Source organism: Dinoroseobacter shibae DFL 12 = DSM 16493, from assembly GCF_000018145.1.
Classification (GTDB): Bacteria; Pseudomonadota; Alphaproteobacteria; order Rhodobacterales; family Rhodobacteraceae; genus Dinoroseobacter; species Dinoroseobacter shibae.
This window is the reverse complement of the sequence record NC_009952.1, coordinates 46778-63711: the sequence shown is the minus strand read 5'-3', so window position 1 is coordinate 63711 and position 16934 is coordinate 46778. Positions and strand designations below refer to the sequence as shown.

Sequence of the window (16934 nt, the reverse complement as noted above, 5' to 3'; positions counted from 1 at the left end):
CCTGAAGACAAAGCGTCGGACCCGGGTCCAACGCGTTTCGAAGCGCGTTGCCCGCGCAGGCTCAGACCGGCCGCCCCTGCAGCAGCCGTGGCACATCCCCGGTCAGACCAGCCGCCTCGCGGATGAAGGTCCGGCGCGCGCCGGGCAGGGCATTGACCAGCCCCATGCCCAGGTCCCGTCCCAGCCGCAGTAGCGGGTTGTCGTTGGAAAAGAGCCGGTTCACCGCATCGGTCGCCACCGCCAGCGTCGCCGTATCGAACCGCCGCCAGCGCGCATAGCGGTCCAGCACATCCCGCGCCGCGATATCCTCGCCCCGCCGCGCCGCATCCGCCAGCACCTCGGCCAGCGCGCCCACATCCCGGAACCCGAGGTTCAGACCCTGCCCGGCAATCGGATGCACGCCATGGGCCGCGTCTCCGACCAGCGCCAGCCGATCCGCCACCATCGCGTTGGCCAGCGTCAGGCTCAGCGGATAGGTGAAGCGCGCGCCGACCAGAGCGATCTCGCCCAGGAAATCCCCGAACCGCGGCCGCAGCGCCTCCAGAAACGCGGCATCGTCCAGAGCGGCGAAGCGTTCGGCCTGCGCCGTCCGCTCGGACCACACGATCGAGCTGCGGTTGCCCGGCAGCGGCAGGATCGCCAGCGGCCCTCCGGGCATGAAGAACTGATGCGCGGTCCCCTCATGGGGCAATTCGTGGGACACGGCGCAAACCAACGCCGTCTGGTCATAGCCCCAGCCCGTGCGCCCGATCCCGGCCCGCCGCGCGGTCCCGCTGGCGCGTCCGTCACAGCCCACCAGCAGCCGGCCGCGCCGGCTCGTGCCATCCGCGAGGGTCACGATCACGCCGTCCGCATCGACCTGCTGGCCGATCACGATCGTCTCGCTCAGATGAGCAATCTCGGCGCACTCCTCCATCGCGGCCAGAAGCGCGCGACGCAGGTAGCGGTCCTCGACCATGAACCCCATGGGACCCTCTTCGATCTCGGCATGGTCGAACTGCATCCACCAGGGCGCGGCCCCCTCGCCGGGCCGCCCGTCCGACACCTTGATCCGCAGCATCGGCTGCGCGCGCTCCTCCAACCCGTCCCAAAGGCCCAGCGCCGCCAGCATCCGCTGCGACGCCAGCGCCAGGGCATAGCTGCGCCCGTCGAAGGCCGGGTCCGCGCGCCGATCCACGCTATGCGCATCGATCACGGTGCTGCGCAAACCCGCCTGCGCCAGGGCCAGGGCCAGGGTCGGGCCGTTCAGCCCGCCGCCCACGATCAGGATATCACTGTCAAAATCCGCCATACTCTTGGATATGCCCTGCGTGAGGGCGTTGTCCATCGCAGCCGGCCCCTGTAGCTTCGCGGCGAAATGTCTCTCAACGGCGAAAACGGGGTGCGGAATGGACAAAAGCTGGCTGACGGCAAGCGCGGCGGCGCAGGGGCGCGCGATCGCGGAGGGCACCCTCGACCCCGTGGCCCTGACCGAGGCCTATCTTGACAAGATCGCCTCGCGCGCCGAAAGCCCGCGCATCTATGCCCGCACCACGCCCGACCGTGCCCTGTCCGAGGCGATGGCCGCCCATGATCGCGCCAGGTCGCAGACCCGGCACGGGCCGCTGGACGGGGTGCCGATCTCGTGGAAGGACCTGTTCGACACCGCTGGCGTGGCCACGGAGTCCGGCACGGCGCTCCTGAAGGGCCGCACCCCCGACCGCGACGCGGAGGTGCTGGCCAACGCCACCGCGGCGGGGCTCGTCTGCCTCGGCAAGACGCATCTGTCGGAGCTGGCCTTCTCGGGGCTTGGCCTCAACCCGATCACCGCCACCCCGCCCAACATCAACGACCCCGGTGCGGTGCCCGGCGGTTCGTCCTCGGGCGCCGCGGCGTCGGTGGCCTTCGGGCTGGCCGCCGCCGGGATCGGCTCGGACACTGGCGGGTCCGTGCGCATCCCCTCGGCCTGGAACGATCTCGTGGGGCTGAAGACAACCTCCGGCCTGTTGTCGCTCGAAGGCGCCGTGCCGCTCGCCAGCGCCTTCGACACGGTCGGCCCCCTCACCCGCACGGTGGAGGACGCGGCGCTCCTGCTCGGCGCCCTCGGGGGCACGAAAGCCCCCGACCTGCGCGGCGCAACCCTCACAGGCACCCACCTCGCCGTCCTGCGCACCGGAGCGTTCGAAGACATCCGGCCCGAGCCCGAGCAGGCCTTCGCGGCCGCCGTGGCGCGTCTGGCCGAGGCGGGCGCGCAGATCACCGAGTTGCACGCCCCCGAAGTGGACGAGGCGCTTGCACTCTCCGGCGTGCTCTTTGCCACCGAAGCCTACGGCATCTGGAAGGACGTGATCGAGGCCGCCCCGGAAAAGATGTTCCCCCCCATCCTCGACCGCTTCCGCGGCGGGCGGGACTACGATGCCCCGGCCTATGTGGCGGGCTGGCGCAAGCTGGTCGAATTGCGCGCGGTCTGGGCGGACCGCACCCGGGCCTTCGACGGCGTGCTGCTGCCCACCGCCCCGACCCTGCCGCCCAATGTGGACCGGCTCCTGTCGGAAAAGGCCTATTTTGTCGAGGAAAACCTGCTCGCCCTGCGCAACACGCGCATCGGCAACCTGATGGGGGTCTGCGCGCTGAACCTGCCCACGGGCACCCCCTCCTGCGGGCTGTCGATCATGGGCCAACCCTTCGGCGAGGCCGCCCTCCTGCGGCTCGGGGCGGCGGCGGAGGCCGCGCTGACCTGACGCGATCCGGGCAATCGGGCAACAGGCGCACCCCCGTGCGCCTGTTTTTCGTAGACCGCGCAAGGCTCTGCCGGTATTCTGACCGCCAACAAGGGGCGTCAGACCCCGGATACTGAGGCAGTCATGGATTTTCCCGAGCGGTTTTCTGCGCTTCCGGAATATGCGTTCCCGCGTCTGCGGGCCCTTTTGGACGGCCACCCGCCCGGTGGCTCGACCCTTGCCATGTCCATTGGCGAGCCGCAGCACCCGTTCCCGCAGATCGCTACCGACGCGCTGGCCGAGGCCCTGCCGCTCTTCAACAAATACCCGCCCAATGATGGCGCGCCCGAACTCTGCGCCGCCATCGCCGACTGGGTGCAGGGACGCTACGGCGTCAAGCTCGACCCCGCGCGGCAGGTGCTGGCGCTCAACGGCACCCGCGAGGGGCTGTTCGCGGCCTGCCTCGCACTCTGCCCCGACACCAAGGCGGGCGGGCAGCCCCTGGTGGCGATGCCCAACCCGTTCTACCAGGTCTATGCCGTGGGCGCGCAGGCCGCCGGGGCCCGGCCGCTCTTCGTCAATGCCACCGCCGAGACTGGGTTTCTGCCCAATCTCACCACCCTGCCGCCCGAGACGCTGGACCGGATCGCCATCGCCTATGTCTGCTCGCCTTCGAACCCGCAAGGCGCCGTGGCGGATGCGGGCTACTGGCGCGCCCTGATCGGGCTTGCGGAAAAGCACGATTTCTACGTCTTCGCGGACGAATGCTATGCCGAGATCTACCGCGAAACGCCGCCCTGCGGCGCGCTCGAAATCGCAACCGCCATGGGCGCCGACCCCGAGCGCGTGGTGATCTTCCATTCCCTGTCCAAACGCTCCAACCTGCCGGGGCTGCGCTCCGGTTTCGCCGCGGGCGGGCCGCGCGCCATGGCCGAGATGAAGAAGCTGCGCGCCTATGCCGGCGCCCCCCTGCCCGGCCCCTTGCACCCCGTGGCCACCGCCGTCTGGCGCGACGAGGCCCATGTGGTCGAGAACCGCGCCCTTTACGCGGCCAAGTTCGACACAGCCGACACCATTCTGGGCGCCGTGCCCGGCTATACCAGCCCGGCGGCCGGCTTCTTCCTGTGGCTGCCGGTTGAAGACGGCGAGGCCGCGGCGCTGAAGCTCTGGACCGAGACCGGCGTGCGGGTCCTGCCCGGCGCCTATCTCAGCCGTGACACCGAGACCGGCAACCCCGGCGCAGGCTTCATTCGGGTGGCCCTCGTGGCCGACGCCCCGGATGTGGCCCGCGGTCTGACCCTTATTCGCGACAGTTTGTATTCCTGAGGAGAGCGCGTCGATGGCTTACCACCCCGCCCGACAGAGAGACCCCCTGCTGGACACCTCCACCCAGGCCGCGCTGGAAAAACGCGGGCGGGAGTTGCTCGGCCTCGGGCTGCTGGCGCTGGCGGCGATGCTGGGCCTCGCGCTGGCCAGCTACGTGCCCGACGATCCCGGCTGGATGAGCACCAGCCAGGCCCCGGCCGAGAACTGGATGGGCCGTCCGGGCGCGACCGTCGCGGCGCCGCTCAACATCATCATCGGGCACGGCGCCTGGGCGCTGGTGGCGATCCTCGCGGTCTGGGGCGGGCGGTTCCTGCTCCACCGCGGGTCGGAGCGGTTCGTGGGCCGGATGATCTTCGCCCCCATCGCCGTGGCCTGCGCCGCGGTATATGCAGCCACCCTCGTGCCCGGGTCGGACTGGACCCATTCCTTCGGCCTCGGCGGGCTCTTCGGCGACACGGTGCTGGGCGCGCTGCTCGGCGTCTCGCCCCTCGGGGCGGCTGCGGGGCTGAAGCTCGCCTCCCTGACGCTGGCGGTCGGGATGATCGCCCTCCTGCTCTATGTCGCGGGCTTCGTGCGCAGCGAACTGGCCCGCATCGGGGTGTTCCTGCTGGTCGGTCTGGTCAATGTCTACGAGGCCACTCTCGCCGGGCTGGGCAAGGCCAGCTCCCGCGCCGTGGCCGCCGGCACCGCCGGGTGGGAGGCCCGCAAGACCCGCGCCGCCGAACAGGCCGGGGCCCAGGACGCCTACAAGGCCGCCGCCATCGCCGCCGTGCGCCGCGACCCGGTCGTGTCGGGACATGCGCCTGCCCGCGTGCTGCGCGCCGAGCCGGTCCTGACCGAAAACACCCCTGCCAATGCCACCGAACCGCAGGATCCCGCGGCCCTCGCAGCCGAGTTTGCCCCCGAGGTCGCGCTGCCCGCGAAGCCGAGCCTGCTGGCCCGGGTCAAGGCCCGCGCCCTGGCCCGCCCTTCCCCGACAGCGGAGGCCACGGCCGACACCCCCGAAGGCGAGACGCAGGAACCCGATCGCATCTCTGCCGCGATTACCGACGCCATCACCCGGCGCCGCAACCGGGTAACCGGACGCGCGCTGATCCTGCCCAAGGATGCGCCCGCCGCCGAGGCCGCCCTGCCGCCGGAGCCGCCCCTGCGCCGCGCCACCATCCCGCCGATGGCGGCAACCCTCGGCAAGGCCCCTCTCGCTCCGGAGGAGTGGTCCCCGGAGCCACAAGACCCCCCAGCATCCTACATGGACACCGACGTGCTCGATGACCTCGACGCACCTTTTGACGACGCATCTGACGACGACCTCCCGCCCCCTGCACCAACACCGCAGGTCCTCGACCGCACCGCACCGACCTTCCAGCGCCCCCGCGCGCCGGAGCCGAAATCCGTGGTCCAGCACCCGCCGCGCAAGGCAACTCCGCCCTCCCGCGCGGCCCAGGACGAGGCCCAGCCCGCCCTGCAATTCGACCCGGCCCCGGCACCCGATTACGAGGCCCCGCCCCTGTCTCTGCTGACCAATCCGGTCAGTATCGAGCGCCTGCATCTCAGCGACGAGGCCTTGGAAGAAAACGCCCGCATGCTCGAATCCGTGCTCGACGATTACGGCGTGAAGGGCGAAATCGTCAGCGTCCGCCCCGGCCCCGTCGTCACCATGTACGAACTCGAACCGGCACCGGGCCTCAAGGCGTCGCGCGTGATCGGTCTGGCGGACGATATCGCGCGCTCGATGTCGGCCCTGTCCGCGCGGGTCTCCACCGTGCCGGGCCGCTCGGTGATCGGGATCGAACTGCCCAACGCCCAGCGCGAAAAGGTCGTGCTGCGCGAGATCCTGGCGGGTCGCGACTTCGGCGACAGCAACCTGCGCCTGCCGCTCGCCCTCGGCAAGGACATCGGCGGCGAGCCCGTGGTCGCAAACCTCGCCAAGATGCCCCATTTGCTGATCGCCGGGACCACCGGCTCGGGCAAATCCGTGGCGATCAACACCATGATCCTGAGCCTGCTCTACAAGCTCAGCCCCGAGGAATGCCGCCTGATCATGATCGACCCCAAGATGCTGGAACTCAGCGTCTATGACGGCATCCCGCACCTGCTCAGCCCGGTGGTGACCGACCCCAAAAAGGCCGTCGTCGCCCTGAAATGGGTCGTGGCCGAGATGGAGGAACGCTATCGCAAGATGTCCAAGATGGGCGTGCGCAACATCGAAGGCTACAACGGCCGGGTGAAGGACGCGCTGTCCAAGGGCGAGATGTTCACCCGCACCGTCCAGACCGGCTTCGACGACGAAACCGGTGAGCCCGTGTTCGAGACCGAGCACAGCCAACCCGTCGCCCTGCCCTATATCGTCGTCATCGTCGACGAGATGGCCGACCTGATGATGGTCGCGGGCAAAGAGATCGAAGCCTGCATCCAGCGCCTGGCCCAAATGGCGCGCGCCTCGGGCATCCACCTCATCATGGCAACCCAGCGCCCCTCGGTCGATGTGATCACCGGCACGATCAAGGCCAACTTCCCGACCCGGATCTCCTTCCAGGTCACCTCGAAGATCGACAGCCGCACGATCCTGGGCGAGATGGGCGCCGAGCAGCTCCTGGGCATGGGCGACATGCTCTACATGGCGGGCGGCTCGCGCATCACCCGCGTCCACGGGCCGTTCGTGTCCGACGAGGAAGTCGAGGAAGTCGTCACCCACCTCAAATCCTTCGGCCCCCCCGAATACATGAGCGGCGTGGTCGAAGGCGTGGACGAGGACAAGGAGGGCGATATCGACCTCGTGCTCGGCCTCGGCGGCAACACCGACGGCGAAGACGCGCTCTACGACCAAGCGGTGGCCGTGGTCATCAAGGACCGCAAATGCTCCACCTCCTACATTCAGCGCAAGCTGGCCATCGGCTACAACAAGGCCGCGCGCCTTGTGGAACAGATGGAGGAAGAAGGCCTCGTCAGCCCGGCCAACCACGTCGGGAAACGCGAAATCCTCGTGCCCGAGCAAGGCTGACACCGGGGCGCGCGGCGGTGACACGCGCCGCCGCCGGGCAATGCCCCGGCACCTGCGCACCCCGCCCCATGGGCGAAATCGCGCAGAGGTGAGCCGCCCGCTATGGCATAGCAGCCCCGCCCCGCTTACCTCTGGGTGCATGAACAGACGCCAGTTTACCGCCCTCACCCTCGCCGGTCTCGCAACCCCCGGTCTCGCCCGGGCCGCGAGCCTGATCCCGCTGCCCGAGATCGCCGCCTATCTGCGCGGCCTCGACCTTGTCCAGGCTCGCTTCACCCAGCGCAATGCCGATGGCTCGACCTCCACCGGCACGCTCTACCTGCGCCGCCCCGGCCGCGCACGGTTCGAATACGACCCACCTGCGGAGGTGCTGGTCATGGTCGGCGGCGGCACGGTCGCGATCTTCGACGCCAAGGGCGATCCCACCCCCGAAAGCTACCCGCTGCGGCGCACCCCGCTGAACGTGATCCTGTCGCGCGAGGTGGATCTCGAAGGCTCCGACGCGATCTTCGGCCACCAACTGGACGGCGATCTGACCACCGTGCTCGCCCATGACCCCGCGCATCCGGAATACGGCCGCATCGCCCTGCAATTCGCCGCCGATCCCGTGCGGCTGGCCCGCTGGGTCATCGTCGGCGAGACCGGCGAGCAGACAGTGATCGAGCTTGGCCCGCTGACCCGCCCGGCACAGCTGTCCTCCAACCTGTTCAACATTCCCGGCGAAACCAACCGCCGCCGCAACTGACCGGCGGCGCGCGCCCCTAGACCTCGCCCGCACAGGGGGCTAGACCTTCCCGCGACCACGCCACAGGAAAGTCCCACGCCCATGCCCGCCGACACGCCCGCCGGTTCCGCCCCCGCCCGCTTCGACCCCGCCCAGATCGAGCCGAAATGGCGCGCCGCCTGGGATCTGGCCGGCACCTTCACCGCGACCCCGGACCCAGCGAAGCAGAAATACTACGTGCTCGAGATGTTCCCGTATCCCTCGGGCCGCATCCACATGGGCCATGTGCGCAACTACACGATGGGCGACGTGATCGCGCGCTACAAGGCCTCCTGCGGCTTCTCGGTCCTGCATCCCATGGGCTGGGACGCCTTCGGCATGCCCGCCGAAAACGCCGCCATGGCCACGGGCGGCCACCCCAAGGACTGGACCTACGCCAACATCGCCGAGATGCGGGCGCAGATGAAACCGCTGGGCCTCAGCATCGACTGGTCGCGCGAATTCGCCACCTGCGACGAGGCCTATTACGGCCAGCAACAATCCATGTTTCTCGACTTCCTGGAAAAGGGCCTGGTCTATCGCAAGAACGCCGTGGTCAACTGGGATCCCGTGGACATGACCGTGCTCGCCAACGAGCAGGTGATCGACGGCAAGGGCTGGCGCTCCGGCGCCGAGGTCGAGCGTCGCGAGCTGACCCAATGGTTCTTCAAGATCTCCGACTTCGCCGACGACCTGCTGAGCGCGCTGGACGGGCTGGAGAACTGGCCCGAAAAGGTCCGCCTGATGCAGGCCAACTGGATCGGTAAGAGCCGCGGGCTGGAGTTTGCCTTCGCGCGCACCGATGGCGGCGACCCGATCCCGGTCTACACCACCCGGCCCGACACCCTGATGGGCGCCAGCTTCGTGGGCATCTCGCCGGGCCATCCCATCGCCAAGGCGCTCGCAGCCCAGCGCCCCGAGGTCGCCGATTTCCTGGCCGAGGTCGCGCGCGGCGGCACCACCGAGGCAGCACTTGAGACCGCGCCGAAACTCGGCTTCGACACCGGGATCACGGTGCGCCATCCGCTGGACCCGAACTGGGAGCTCCCAGTCTGGATCGCCAATTTCATCCTGATGGATTACGGCACCGGCGCGATCTTCGCTTGCCCGGCCCATGACCAGCGCGACCTGGATTTCTGCCGCAAATACGACCTGCCGGTGATCGACACCTTCTTCGCTCTCGACGACCCGACGCCCGTGGGCGACACCGCCTTCGTGCCGCCGAAAACCGAACCCGTCCGCTGGGTCGAGCATTTCGCCGGGCTAGACATCGCCACCGGGCAGGAGGCGATCGAGGCCACCATCGACTTCGCCGAGGCCGCGGGCTGGGGTCGGGGTGTCGAGCAGTTCCGCCTGCGCGACTGGGGCCTGAGCCGTCAGCGCTACTGGGGCTGCCCGATCCCGGTCGTCCATTGCGACAAATGCGGCGTGGTGCCCGAGCGCAAGGAAAACTTGCCCATCGCCCTGCCCTATGACGAAGACGGGCGGCCCATCGACTTCTCGATCCCCGGCAACCCGCTGGACCGGCACCCGTCCTGGCGCGACTGCGCCTGCCCGGCCTGCGGCGCCCCCGCCCGGCGCGAAACCGACACCATGGACACCTTCGTCGACAGCTCCTGGTACTTCGCCCGCTTCACCGCCCCCCGGGCCGAGACCCCCACCGACCCGGCCGAGGTCGGCTATTGGATGAACGTGGACCAGTATATCGGCGGGGTCGAACACGCGATCCTGCACCTGCTCTATTCACGCTTCTTCGCCCGGGCGATGCATCTCTGCGGCCACCTGCCCGAAAGCGCGCGCGAACCCTTCGACGCGCTCTTCACGCAAGGCATGGTGACCCACGCGATCTACAAGACCACCGGCACCGATGGCCGCCCGGTCTATCACTACCCCGAGGAGGTCGAAACGACCGAGGAGGGCGCCGTCCTGAAAAAGACCGGTGCGCCGGTGGATATCGTGCCGTCGGCCAAGATGTCGAAATCCAAGAACAACGTGGTCGACCCGCTCGCGATCATCGACGCCTACGGGGCCGATACCGCGCGCTGGTTCGTGATGTCCGACAGCCCGCCGGAGCGTGACGTGGAATGGACCGCCTCGGGCGCCGAGGCCGCCTTCAAGCACCTCGGAAGGGTCTGGCGTCTGGCTGAGGATCTGCGCCGGAACGCCGAGGAGGCCGCGACCGCAGGAAGCGCCGAGGAGGCGCGCGCCCTGGCGCGCGCCTCCGCCCGCGCCATCGCCGAGGTCACCGCCGGGATCGAAGGCTTCGCCTTCAACAAATCCGTGGCCAAGCTCTACGAATTCACCAACACGATCCAGAAATCCAAGGCCCCCCGCGCCGAAAAGCGCGCTGCCCTGAAAACCATGGCGCAGCTGATGTCGCCCATGACGCCCCACCTCGCCGAAGAGGTCTGGTCGATGCTCGGCGGCATCGGCCTGGTGGCCGAGGCGCCCTGGCCCGAAGCCGACCCGGCGCTGCTCGTCGAAGACACCGTCACCCTGCCGATCCAGATCAACGGCAAGCGCCGCTCCGAGCTGGCCGTGCCCAAGGACATGCCCCGGGAAGAGGTCGAGAAACTGGCGCTGGCGGACGCGGCCGTGCTCAAGGCGCTCGCCGGGGGCGCGCCCCGGAAACTCATCGTCGTGCCGGGCCGGATCGTGAATGTCGTCATTTGACCGCCGCACCCTCCTGATCCTGCTGGCGGCGGCACCCCTCGCCGCCTGCGGCTTCACGCCGGTCTATGCCCCGGGCGCGGAGGCGACCCGGCTCCGTGGCGCGGTCCGCATGCCCGACCCCGAAACCCCGGACGAATTCGACATCGTGCGCGAGATCGAAGCCCGCCTCGGCCGCCCGGACACCCCGCTTTACGAGCTGACCATCACCCCCCGCGTGACCGAGGATTCCCTCACCCTCGTCGGGGCCCGCGACATCACCCGATTCAACCTGATCGGCACCGCGCGTTACAGCCTGCGCCCCATCGGGTCCGAGACCGACCTTCTTTCGGGCGAGGTCAACAGCCTGACCTCCTATTCGGCGACCGGCACCACGGTCAGCACGCTCTCGGCCGAACGCGACGCCCGCAGCCGCCTGATGATCATCCTCGCCGACCTGGTCGTCACCCGGCTTCTGGCCAATGCCGACAGCCTGCCGCAATGAAACTCGCCCCCCGCGACCTGCCCGGATTTGTCGCCCGGCCCGAACCGGGACGGGCGGGCATCCTGCTCTACGGCGCGGATGCCATGCGGGTCTCCCTGCGCCGCCAGGCCCTGCTCAAGGCGCTGGTGGGCGAGAAGGGCGACGAGGAAATGCGCCTGACCCGGCTGCACGGCCCCGACCTGCGCCGGGATCCCGCCGCCCTGATGGACGCCATGAAGGCGATCAGCATGTATCCCGGCCCCCGCGCCGTCCATGTGGATGCCGCGACCGATCAGGCGGCCCCCGCCATCACCGCCGCCCTGGGCGACTGGCGCGAGGGCGACGCGGTGCTCGTGGTCACCGCCGGCAGCCTCGGCGCGAAATCCGCCCTGCGCAAGGCGTTCGAGGGGCATCGCAACGCCTATGCCGCGGGCATCTATGACGACCCCCCCGACCGGGCCGAAATCGAAGCCCTCCTGCGCAGCGCCGGCATCGCCGAGGTCGGGCGCGACGCCATGTCGGACCTGACGGACCTGTCGCGCGCGGTCGATCCCGGCGACTTCGCGCAGATCGTCGAGAAGCTCGCCCTCTACAAACACGGCGATGCCAGCCCGATCACCCCCGAGGATCTCGCCGCCGTCGCCCCCGCCACCACCGAGGCCGAAATCGACGCGCTCCTGCATGCCGTGGCCGAGGCCGAGGTCGCGCGCATCCCCCCCCTCGTTGCGCGGCTTTCGGGCCAGGGCGAGGGCGCGGTCCGGCTCTGCATCGGCGCGGTCATGCACTTCCGCCGCCTCTACACCGCCGCCATCGACCCCGGCGGCCCCGCCGCGGGCATCTCCCGCGCCCGCCCGCCGGTCTTCGGCCCGGCCCGCAACCGCATGATCCGCCAGGCCCAGTCCTGGGGCGCGCCGAAACTGGAAACCGCGCTCTCGATCCTGACCGAAACCGACCTCGCCCTGCGGTCCTCGCAAAAGGCCCCGCAAATGGCGCTGATGGAACGCGCGCTCATCCGCCTCGCCATGCTGAACGCCCAACGCTGAGACCGGAGGCCCCCATGCCCGACTACACCCTCTACGGCACCCCGCGCAGCCGCGCCTTCCGCGTGTTGTGGATGCTGCACGAGTTGGAGCTGCCCTTCAACCACCACCCCGAGCCGCCCCAATCGGCAGCGGTCCGCGCCGTCCATCCCGGCGGCAAGATCCCCGTGCTGGTGGCCGACGGGACCCCGATCTCCGACAGCAGCGCGATCCTCACCTATCTCGTCGACCGCCATGGCGGGCTCACGCACCCCGCGGGCACCCTCGACCGCGCCCGGCAGGACGCCCTGCATTTCCGCATTCTCGACGAGATCGACGCCCTGCTATGGACCGCCGCGCGCCACTCCTTCGTGCTGCCGGAGGCGGAGCGTGTCCCCGCCATCAAGGACAGCCTGAAGACCGAGTTCACCCGCAACGCCGCCCGGCTTGCCGATGACCTCGGCGCGGCTCCGTTCCTGATGGGCGACACGCTCAGCCTGCCCGACATCGTGCTGGGTCACTGCCTCGGCTGGGCGAAACTGGCGAAATTCCCCGCCCTGCCCGACCCGCTCGACGCCTATCTCGCCCGGATGCGCGCCCGCCCCGCCTACGCCCGCGCCGCCGCCTGAGCACCCCGCAGCCAGTCCACCGCCCCCAGCCCGGCCCAACGCCCCGTCGCGAAACAGCCCGTGAGCAGGTAGCCCCCCGTCGGCGCCTCCCAGTCCAGCATCTCGCCGCAGGCGAACACGCCGGGCCGGTCGCGCAGCATCAACCGGTCGTCCAGCGCCGCGCGCGCGACACCCCCGGCCACCGAAATCGCCTCGTCCAGCGGGCGCACCCCCTGGTGCGGCACCCCCAAATCCTTGAGAACCCGCGCCAAATCCGCCGGATCGCGCGACAGGGGGCGCGCGCATTCCTGCACCAGCGCCTGCTTGACCGGCGACAGGCCCGCGCCCTTGCGCAACCGGCTGGCCCCGCTGGCCTTGGCCGGCACCCGGGCCAGCCGCGCGGCCAGCGCCCCGACCTCCAGGTCCGGGCACAGATCCACCCGCAGCCCCGCGCCCTCCCGCAGGGCCGGGCACAGCGGATAGAGCCCGCCGCCCTCCAGCCCCCGGGCCGAGACCACGACCTCGCCGCGCGACACCACCCCGCCCGACGACAACGCGGCCCCCTTCACCGGCGCCCCGAAATGGCGCGCCATATGCGGGCTCCAATCCACCCGCAGCCCCACATTCGCCGGGGCGAACGGCGCGCACGCGGCCCCGATCCACCCGGCCCAGGCCCCGTCCGAGCCAAGCCGCCGCCAGCTCGCCCCGCCCAGACCCAGCACCACCGCCCGCGCCCGCACCCGCACCGGCCCCGCGGGCGTCTCGAACCGCAGCGCCCCGTCCTGCCACCCGAGACAGCGCCAGCGCGTGTCGAGCCGCACGCCCAGGCCCGCCAGCCGCGCCAGCCACGCGCGGAGCAGCGGCGACGCCTTCATCGCCTCGGGAAACACCCGCCCCGTGGACCCGGTGAAGACCGGCTGGCCCAGCCCCCGGGCCCAGTCCTGCACCGCGTCGGGCCCGAACGCCTCCAGCATCGGCGCCAGCCACGCCGCCGCCCCGCCATAAGCCCCCAGGAACGCGGGCATCTCTTCATCCTTGGTCAGGTTCAGCCCGCTCTTGCCCGCCATCAGGAACTTGCGCCCGGCACTGGGCATCTGCTCGGCGATACGCACGGAAAACCCCGCCTGCGCCAGCTGCTCGGCGGCCATCAGCCCCGCGGGACCGGCCCCCACGACCAGCGCATCCGTCTCGATCTCGGGCAAGGGGGCGATACCTGTCATGCCCCCGTCATCCGGGCTCCGCGCGCGGAAATCAACCCACTTGCCACTGCCCGCCCGCGCCCCACCCTTGCCCCATGGACCAGCCCGACGCGCCGCCCCTCTGCCCGCTCTGCGACCGCCCGATCCCGCCGGGCGCGCCCCAAAGCCTGCACCACCTCGTCCCGAAGCTGCGCGGCGGCAAGGGCGGCCCCACGGTTCTGCTCCACCAGATCTGCGGGCTTATGTATCAAGCGCACCAAGCTTTAAGCCCGCGAAAATCTCTATTATGCTTGCCTTCTAGAGGCTGAGGGTAGTGCATTGAGGTTTGTCAAAAGACTTCTGATCTTGTTCATCGCTGCTGTCGGAGCGGCAAATTTGGCCTTTTTTGTTTACTGGTACAGCGCCTCTGAAGTCACAGCGATCATGCCCGTTAGCCCCAACGGGTACACGATTGAAGCGTTGGCCTTGAATGTGACCATCCTTGAGATGATATTAGTTCTGGTAGGTTTTGTGTTCGCAGCGCTTGGCCTTTTCGGGTATACTGAGATCAAGAGCGCAGCTGTGCGCGCAGCGGTTAAGGCGGCGGAGAGAGAAGCGAAAGATACAGTCTCGGAGCAGTTGAAGCTGCTTGATGCTGTGAGGGGCCGAAGTGACACAAGCGCGCCTGAGTATGGCGGAGATTACCGCTTAGGCGACCAGACCACAGAAGGCGCAACACCAGCGAAAGACGAATGACTCTAACGTACCCAGAGCAGCTAGAAGTAATTCAAAAGCACCAGGCGTCCGCCCCGGTGCAAACTGTTGCGCTTGCCGATGATCTTGGTCTGAAGGTTTGGCACGTTCCTAATTGGCCGGATGATCTGTCAGGCAAGATCGTGAAGTCCGCCGATCAAGGTGGGCCATCTGGTTATGCAATCTATGTAAATAAAGGCCATCACGTCAATCGTCGGCGCTTCACAACCGCCCACGAAATTGCACACTTCATTCTCCACAGGCAGTTCATAGGTGACGGTCTGGTGGACGACGGCCTGTACAGAAGCCGCCTGAGTAACTCGATGGAAGCGCAAGCTAACAAACTTGCTGCGGACATTCTCATGCCGCGCAACCTCTTGAACCAGCATATTGCAAACGGTGTGACGTCAGTTGCGCGATTGGCAGAGATTTTCCAAGTTTCCGAAAGCGCAATGTCGATCCGCGTCGGCGCTCCCAACTAAAGTCGAACTTCAGATACACCTACCGCATCCAGGCATTGCATCATGTAGGCTGCGCTGAACTTTCCTCGTGAAAGCTTGTTCCTAATGTTCGCTTCTTTGTCCCCGATCATGTCGGCGAGCTGGGCATAGGTTACGCCTTTCCGCTTCAACTCGGCTTTCAGGAGGTTTGCGGCTTTAGCCTCCCACTCTGTTTGATCTGCCATGTACCACTCCCGGTGCAAAAGTATCGTATCCGATACATACGCCCTTGTATGCGGTACGGCAATGTACTATATTTGATGCATAGGCATCGGATACAGTACAAATGGCACAGCACTTCCTCCTTTCGGCGGCATCCCGCACCCTCAGCCTTCGCTCGATCTACAAGGCGGGCGAGGATGCGGCTTACAACGTGTTCTGCGAAATGCGCTGGCCTGAGACCAATGGCGAGGCTGTGTGCCCCCGCTGCTCTCACGGTGAAACCTACTCGATCAGCACGCGCCGCAAGTTCAAGTGCAAGAACTGCCACCACCAGTTCAGCGTCACGTCTGGCACCATCTTTGCCAGTCGGAAGATGGACTTTGTCGACCTGCTCGCGGCGATCTGCATTCTCGTAAACGCCTCCAAGGGCGTGTCCATGATCCAGCTTTCCCGCGATCTGGACTGCCAGTACAAGACCGCCTTCGTCCTGGCCCACAAGCTGCGCGAAGCCATGGCGCAAGAAGTTCAGACAGGCGAAGTTCTCGAAGGTCACGTTGAGATTGATGGGGCGTACTTCGGCGGGCACATTCGTCCGGAGAACCGGAAAGAGGATCGCAAGGACCGTCGCCTGAAAGAGAACCAGACCGGCAAGCGCCGCGTTGTCGTCGCCCTGCGCGAGCGGGAAGGCCGCACCCTGCCGTTCGTGACCAAGCTGGAAAGCGAAGGCGTTGCGCTGGCGAATGAGAACGTTTGCCGCATGGCGACAGTTTCTGCTGACGAGGCAAGCCACTGGGACATGCTGCACAACGGCTGGGACGTGCAGCGCGTGAACCATTCGCAGGTCTACAGCGACCACGGCAAGCACACCAATCTGGTAGAAAGCTTCTTCTCGCGCCTGCGCCGCATGGTGCAAGGCCAACACCACCACGTCAGTCCGCAGTACCTCTACCAGTACGCGAACCACGCGGCGTGGCTTGAAGACAACCGCCGCAAGGACAACGGTGCGCTGGCATCTGCGCTGATTACGAACGCGATGGATGCGCCGGTCAGCCGTCGGTGGAAAGGCTACTGGCAGCGCGCGGCGTAACAAAGTCTTGGTGTAACAACGTACTTGCGACGACAAATCATCGACCAGCTAAGATCTTGTTGGTAGCTTCACCGCCATGAAAGCCCAAACCATAATTGAAGTTTATGACGAAGACCTTGTGGAACTCTTCGCCAGCAGGAGGCCCGAGTTAGAAGTGGGCACACTGCCCTTCGAGGTAAGAAAATACTTGGGCTGCTCAAGAGACACAATTTTTCTATCTGACCAGTCGGCCCGGCACATTATCCAAGCTCACGGCGATCACATCACGAACACTCAACTGAAGCTATTACCAAAGATACTCTGTGAGGGTCTTTGGTTAAGCGACAACAGGGCAACACATGCAGTTGTGAGCTGCAACGTTTACGAAGTTGACTACAAAACGGTTATTAAAGTCACTGAAGATCGTACGCGCACTTATGTGAAGACGCTTCACCGCACTTCAGATCGCCAAAAGAGAGCGTTGCTAAGAAAGACCAATGTATTGCGCAACCGTTGGTAAGTGGCGGCTATGCGGTGGGGCCTGCCTGGAACCCCACAATGCGCTCCCACCCGCGAGTGGTGCTACGGCCGGCAGAATGTCACCGTGTCACGCATAGCCTATGCCTTGGTCAGCGGCCAAGTTGCACGCTTAACGGTAGCTAATTTTGAGCACCACAGTCAAGCTTAAATTAAGAAATATCCTATATTTTACAGATACTTACCTAA

At 67.5% G+C, this 16934-nt stretch carries 14 protein-coding genes and 1 pseudogene; 12 read left to right on the top strand and 3 right to left on the bottom strand.

Going from position 1 to position 16934, the window contains the following annotated elements:
* Positions 1–61: 61 nt before the first annotated feature.
* A complete protein-coding gene (locus tag DSHI_RS00295) occupies positions 62–1327 on the bottom strand; it encodes an FAD-dependent monooxygenase (RefSeq protein ID WP_012176744.1) in 1266 nt (421 codons plus the stop codon).
* A gap of 61 nt (positions 1328–1388) precedes the next feature.
* Here DSHI_RS00295 and DSHI_RS00290 point away from each other — a divergent pair, with 61 nt between their 5' ends.
* From DSHI_RS00290 to DSHI_RS00255, 8 genes are all read left to right on the top strand, one after another.
* Positions 1389–2720, top strand: coding sequence for an amidase (locus tag DSHI_RS00290; protein WP_012176743.1), 1332 nt, complete (start codon positions 1389–1391; stop codon positions 2718–2720).
* A gap of 123 nt (positions 2721–2843) precedes the next feature.
* Entirely contained in the window at positions 2844–4025 is a 1182-nt protein-coding gene (locus DSHI_RS00285; protein WP_012176742.1) for an aminotransferase class I/II-fold pyridoxal phosphate-dependent enzyme, read from the top strand.
* Between the two features lie 13 nt (positions 4026–4038).
* Positions 4039–7026, top strand: coding sequence for a DNA translocase FtsK (locus tag DSHI_RS00280; protein WP_012176741.1), 2988 nt, complete (start codon positions 4039–4041; stop codon positions 7024–7026).
* A gap of 139 nt (positions 7027–7165) precedes the next feature.
* Positions 7166–7771: a LolA family protein gene (locus DSHI_RS00275; protein WP_044027558.1), complete on the top strand. Its 606-nt coding sequence runs from the start codon at positions 7166–7168 to the stop codon at positions 7769–7771.
* Positions 7772–7852: 81 nt separating this feature from the next.
* Positions 7853–10462 (top strand): leucine--tRNA ligase, encoded by a 2610-nt coding sequence (gene leuS / locus DSHI_RS00270; protein WP_012176739.1) that lies wholly within the window; start codon positions 7853–7855, stop codon positions 10460–10462.
* Complete coding sequence (gene lptE / locus DSHI_RS00265) at positions 10449–10943, top strand: LPS assembly lipoprotein LptE (protein WP_012176738.1); 495 nt, start codon at positions 10449–10451, stop codon at positions 10941–10943. Before leuS ends, lptE begins: the two co-directional genes overlap by 14 nt.
* Entirely contained in the window at positions 10940–11965 is a 1026-nt protein-coding gene (gene holA / locus DSHI_RS00260; protein WP_012176737.1) for a DNA polymerase III subunit delta, read from the top strand. Before lptE ends, holA begins: the two co-directional genes overlap by 4 nt.
* A gap of 14 nt (positions 11966–11979) precedes the next feature.
* On the top strand, positions 11980–12570 hold the full coding sequence (locus DSHI_RS00255; RefSeq protein WP_012176736.1) for a glutathione S-transferase family protein: 591 nt from the start codon (positions 11980–11982) through the stop codon (positions 12568–12570).
* Here DSHI_RS00255 and DSHI_RS00250 read toward each other — a convergent pair.
* Positions 12549–13769: a TIGR03862 family flavoprotein gene (locus DSHI_RS00250; protein WP_012176735.1), complete on the bottom strand. Its 1221-nt coding sequence runs from the start codon at positions 13767–13769 to the stop codon at positions 12549–12551. The genes DSHI_RS00255 and DSHI_RS00250 overlap by 22 nt on opposite strands.
* Positions 13770–13843: 74 nt before the next feature.
* Here DSHI_RS00250 and DSHI_RS22670 point away from each other — a divergent pair.
* The 3 genes and pseudogenes from DSHI_RS22670 to DSHI_RS00240 all read left to right on the top strand — a co-directional run.
* Positions 13844–13984: pseudogene (locus DSHI_RS22670) on the top strand (HNH endonuclease); the annotation flags it as partial.
* Positions 13985–14093: 109 nt separating this feature from the next.
* Positions 14094–14483 (top strand): hypothetical protein, encoded by a 390-nt coding sequence (locus DSHI_RS00245; protein WP_044027557.1) that lies wholly within the window; start codon positions 14094–14096, stop codon positions 14481–14483.
* Positions 14480–14962 carry an ImmA/IrrE family metallo-endopeptidase gene (locus DSHI_RS00240; protein ID WP_012176732.1) on the top strand — a complete coding sequence of 161 codons (483 nt, stop codon included), beginning with the start codon at positions 14480–14482 and terminating at the stop codon, positions 14960–14962. Before DSHI_RS00245 ends, DSHI_RS00240 begins: the two co-directional genes overlap by 4 nt.
* Here DSHI_RS00240 and DSHI_RS00235 read toward each other — a convergent pair.
* Positions 14959–15165 (bottom strand): DUF6471 domain-containing protein, encoded by a 207-nt coding sequence (locus tag DSHI_RS00235; RefSeq protein ID WP_012176731.1) that lies wholly within the window; start codon positions 15163–15165, stop codon positions 14959–14961. The genes DSHI_RS00240 and DSHI_RS00235 overlap by 4 nt on opposite strands.
* Before the next feature lie 101 nt (positions 15166–15266).
* On the opposite strand from DSHI_RS00235, the gene DSHI_RS00230 reads away from it, so the two are divergent.
* Positions 15267–16229 (top strand): IS1595-like element ISDsh3 family transposase, encoded by a 963-nt coding sequence (locus tag DSHI_RS00230; RefSeq protein ID WP_012176730.1) that lies wholly within the window; start codon positions 15267–15269, stop codon positions 16227–16229.
* Positions 16230–16934: the final 705 nt, after the last annotated feature.

Bases quoted from the DNA above. Each gene is read 5' to 3' on its own strand.
- DSHI_RS00275 (WP_044027558.1), top strand. From the start codon at position 7,166: ATGAACAGACGCCAGTTTACCGCCCTCACCCTCGCCGGTCTCGCAACC.
- DSHI_RS00290 (WP_012176743.1), top strand. From the start codon at position 1,389: ATGGACAAAAGCTGGCTGACGGCAAGCGCGGCGGCGCAGGGGCGCGCG.
- DSHI_RS00255 (WP_012176736.1), top strand. From the start codon at position 11,980: ATGCCCGACTACACCCTCTACGGCACCCCGCGCAGCCGCGCCTTCCGC.
- DSHI_RS00295 (WP_012176744.1), bottom strand. From the start codon at position 1,327: ATGGACAACGCCCTCACGCAGGGCATATCCAAGAGTATGGCGGATTTT.
- lptE (WP_012176738.1), top strand. From the start codon at position 10,449: ATGTCGTCATTTGACCGCCGCACCCTCCTGATCCTGCTGGCGGCGGCA.
- DSHI_RS00280 (WP_012176741.1), top strand. From the start codon at position 4,039: ATGGCTTACCACCCCGCCCGACAGAGAGACCCCCTGCTGGACACCTCC.
- DSHI_RS00230 (WP_012176730.1), top strand. From the start codon at position 15,267: ATGGCACAGCACTTCCTCCTTTCGGCGGCATCCCGCACCCTCAGCCTT.
- DSHI_RS00235 (WP_012176731.1), bottom strand. From the start codon at position 15,165: ATGGCAGATCAAACAGAGTGGGAGGCTAAAGCCGCAAACCTCCTGAAA.
- DSHI_RS00240 (WP_012176732.1), top strand. From the start codon at position 14,480: ATGACTCTAACGTACCCAGAGCAGCTAGAAGTAATTCAAAAGCACCAG.
- leuS (WP_012176739.1), top strand. From the start codon at position 7,853: ATGCCCGCCGACACGCCCGCCGGTTCCGCCCCCGCCCGCTTCGACCCC.
- DSHI_RS00250 (WP_012176735.1), bottom strand. From the start codon at position 13,769: ATGACAGGTATCGCCCCCTTGCCCGAGATCGAGACGGATGCGCTGGTC.
- DSHI_RS00285 (WP_012176742.1), top strand. From the start codon at position 2,844: ATGGATTTTCCCGAGCGGTTTTCTGCGCTTCCGGAATATGCGTTCCCG.
- holA (WP_012176737.1), top strand. From the start codon at position 10,940: ATGAAACTCGCCCCCCGCGACCTGCCCGGATTTGTCGCCCGGCCCGAA.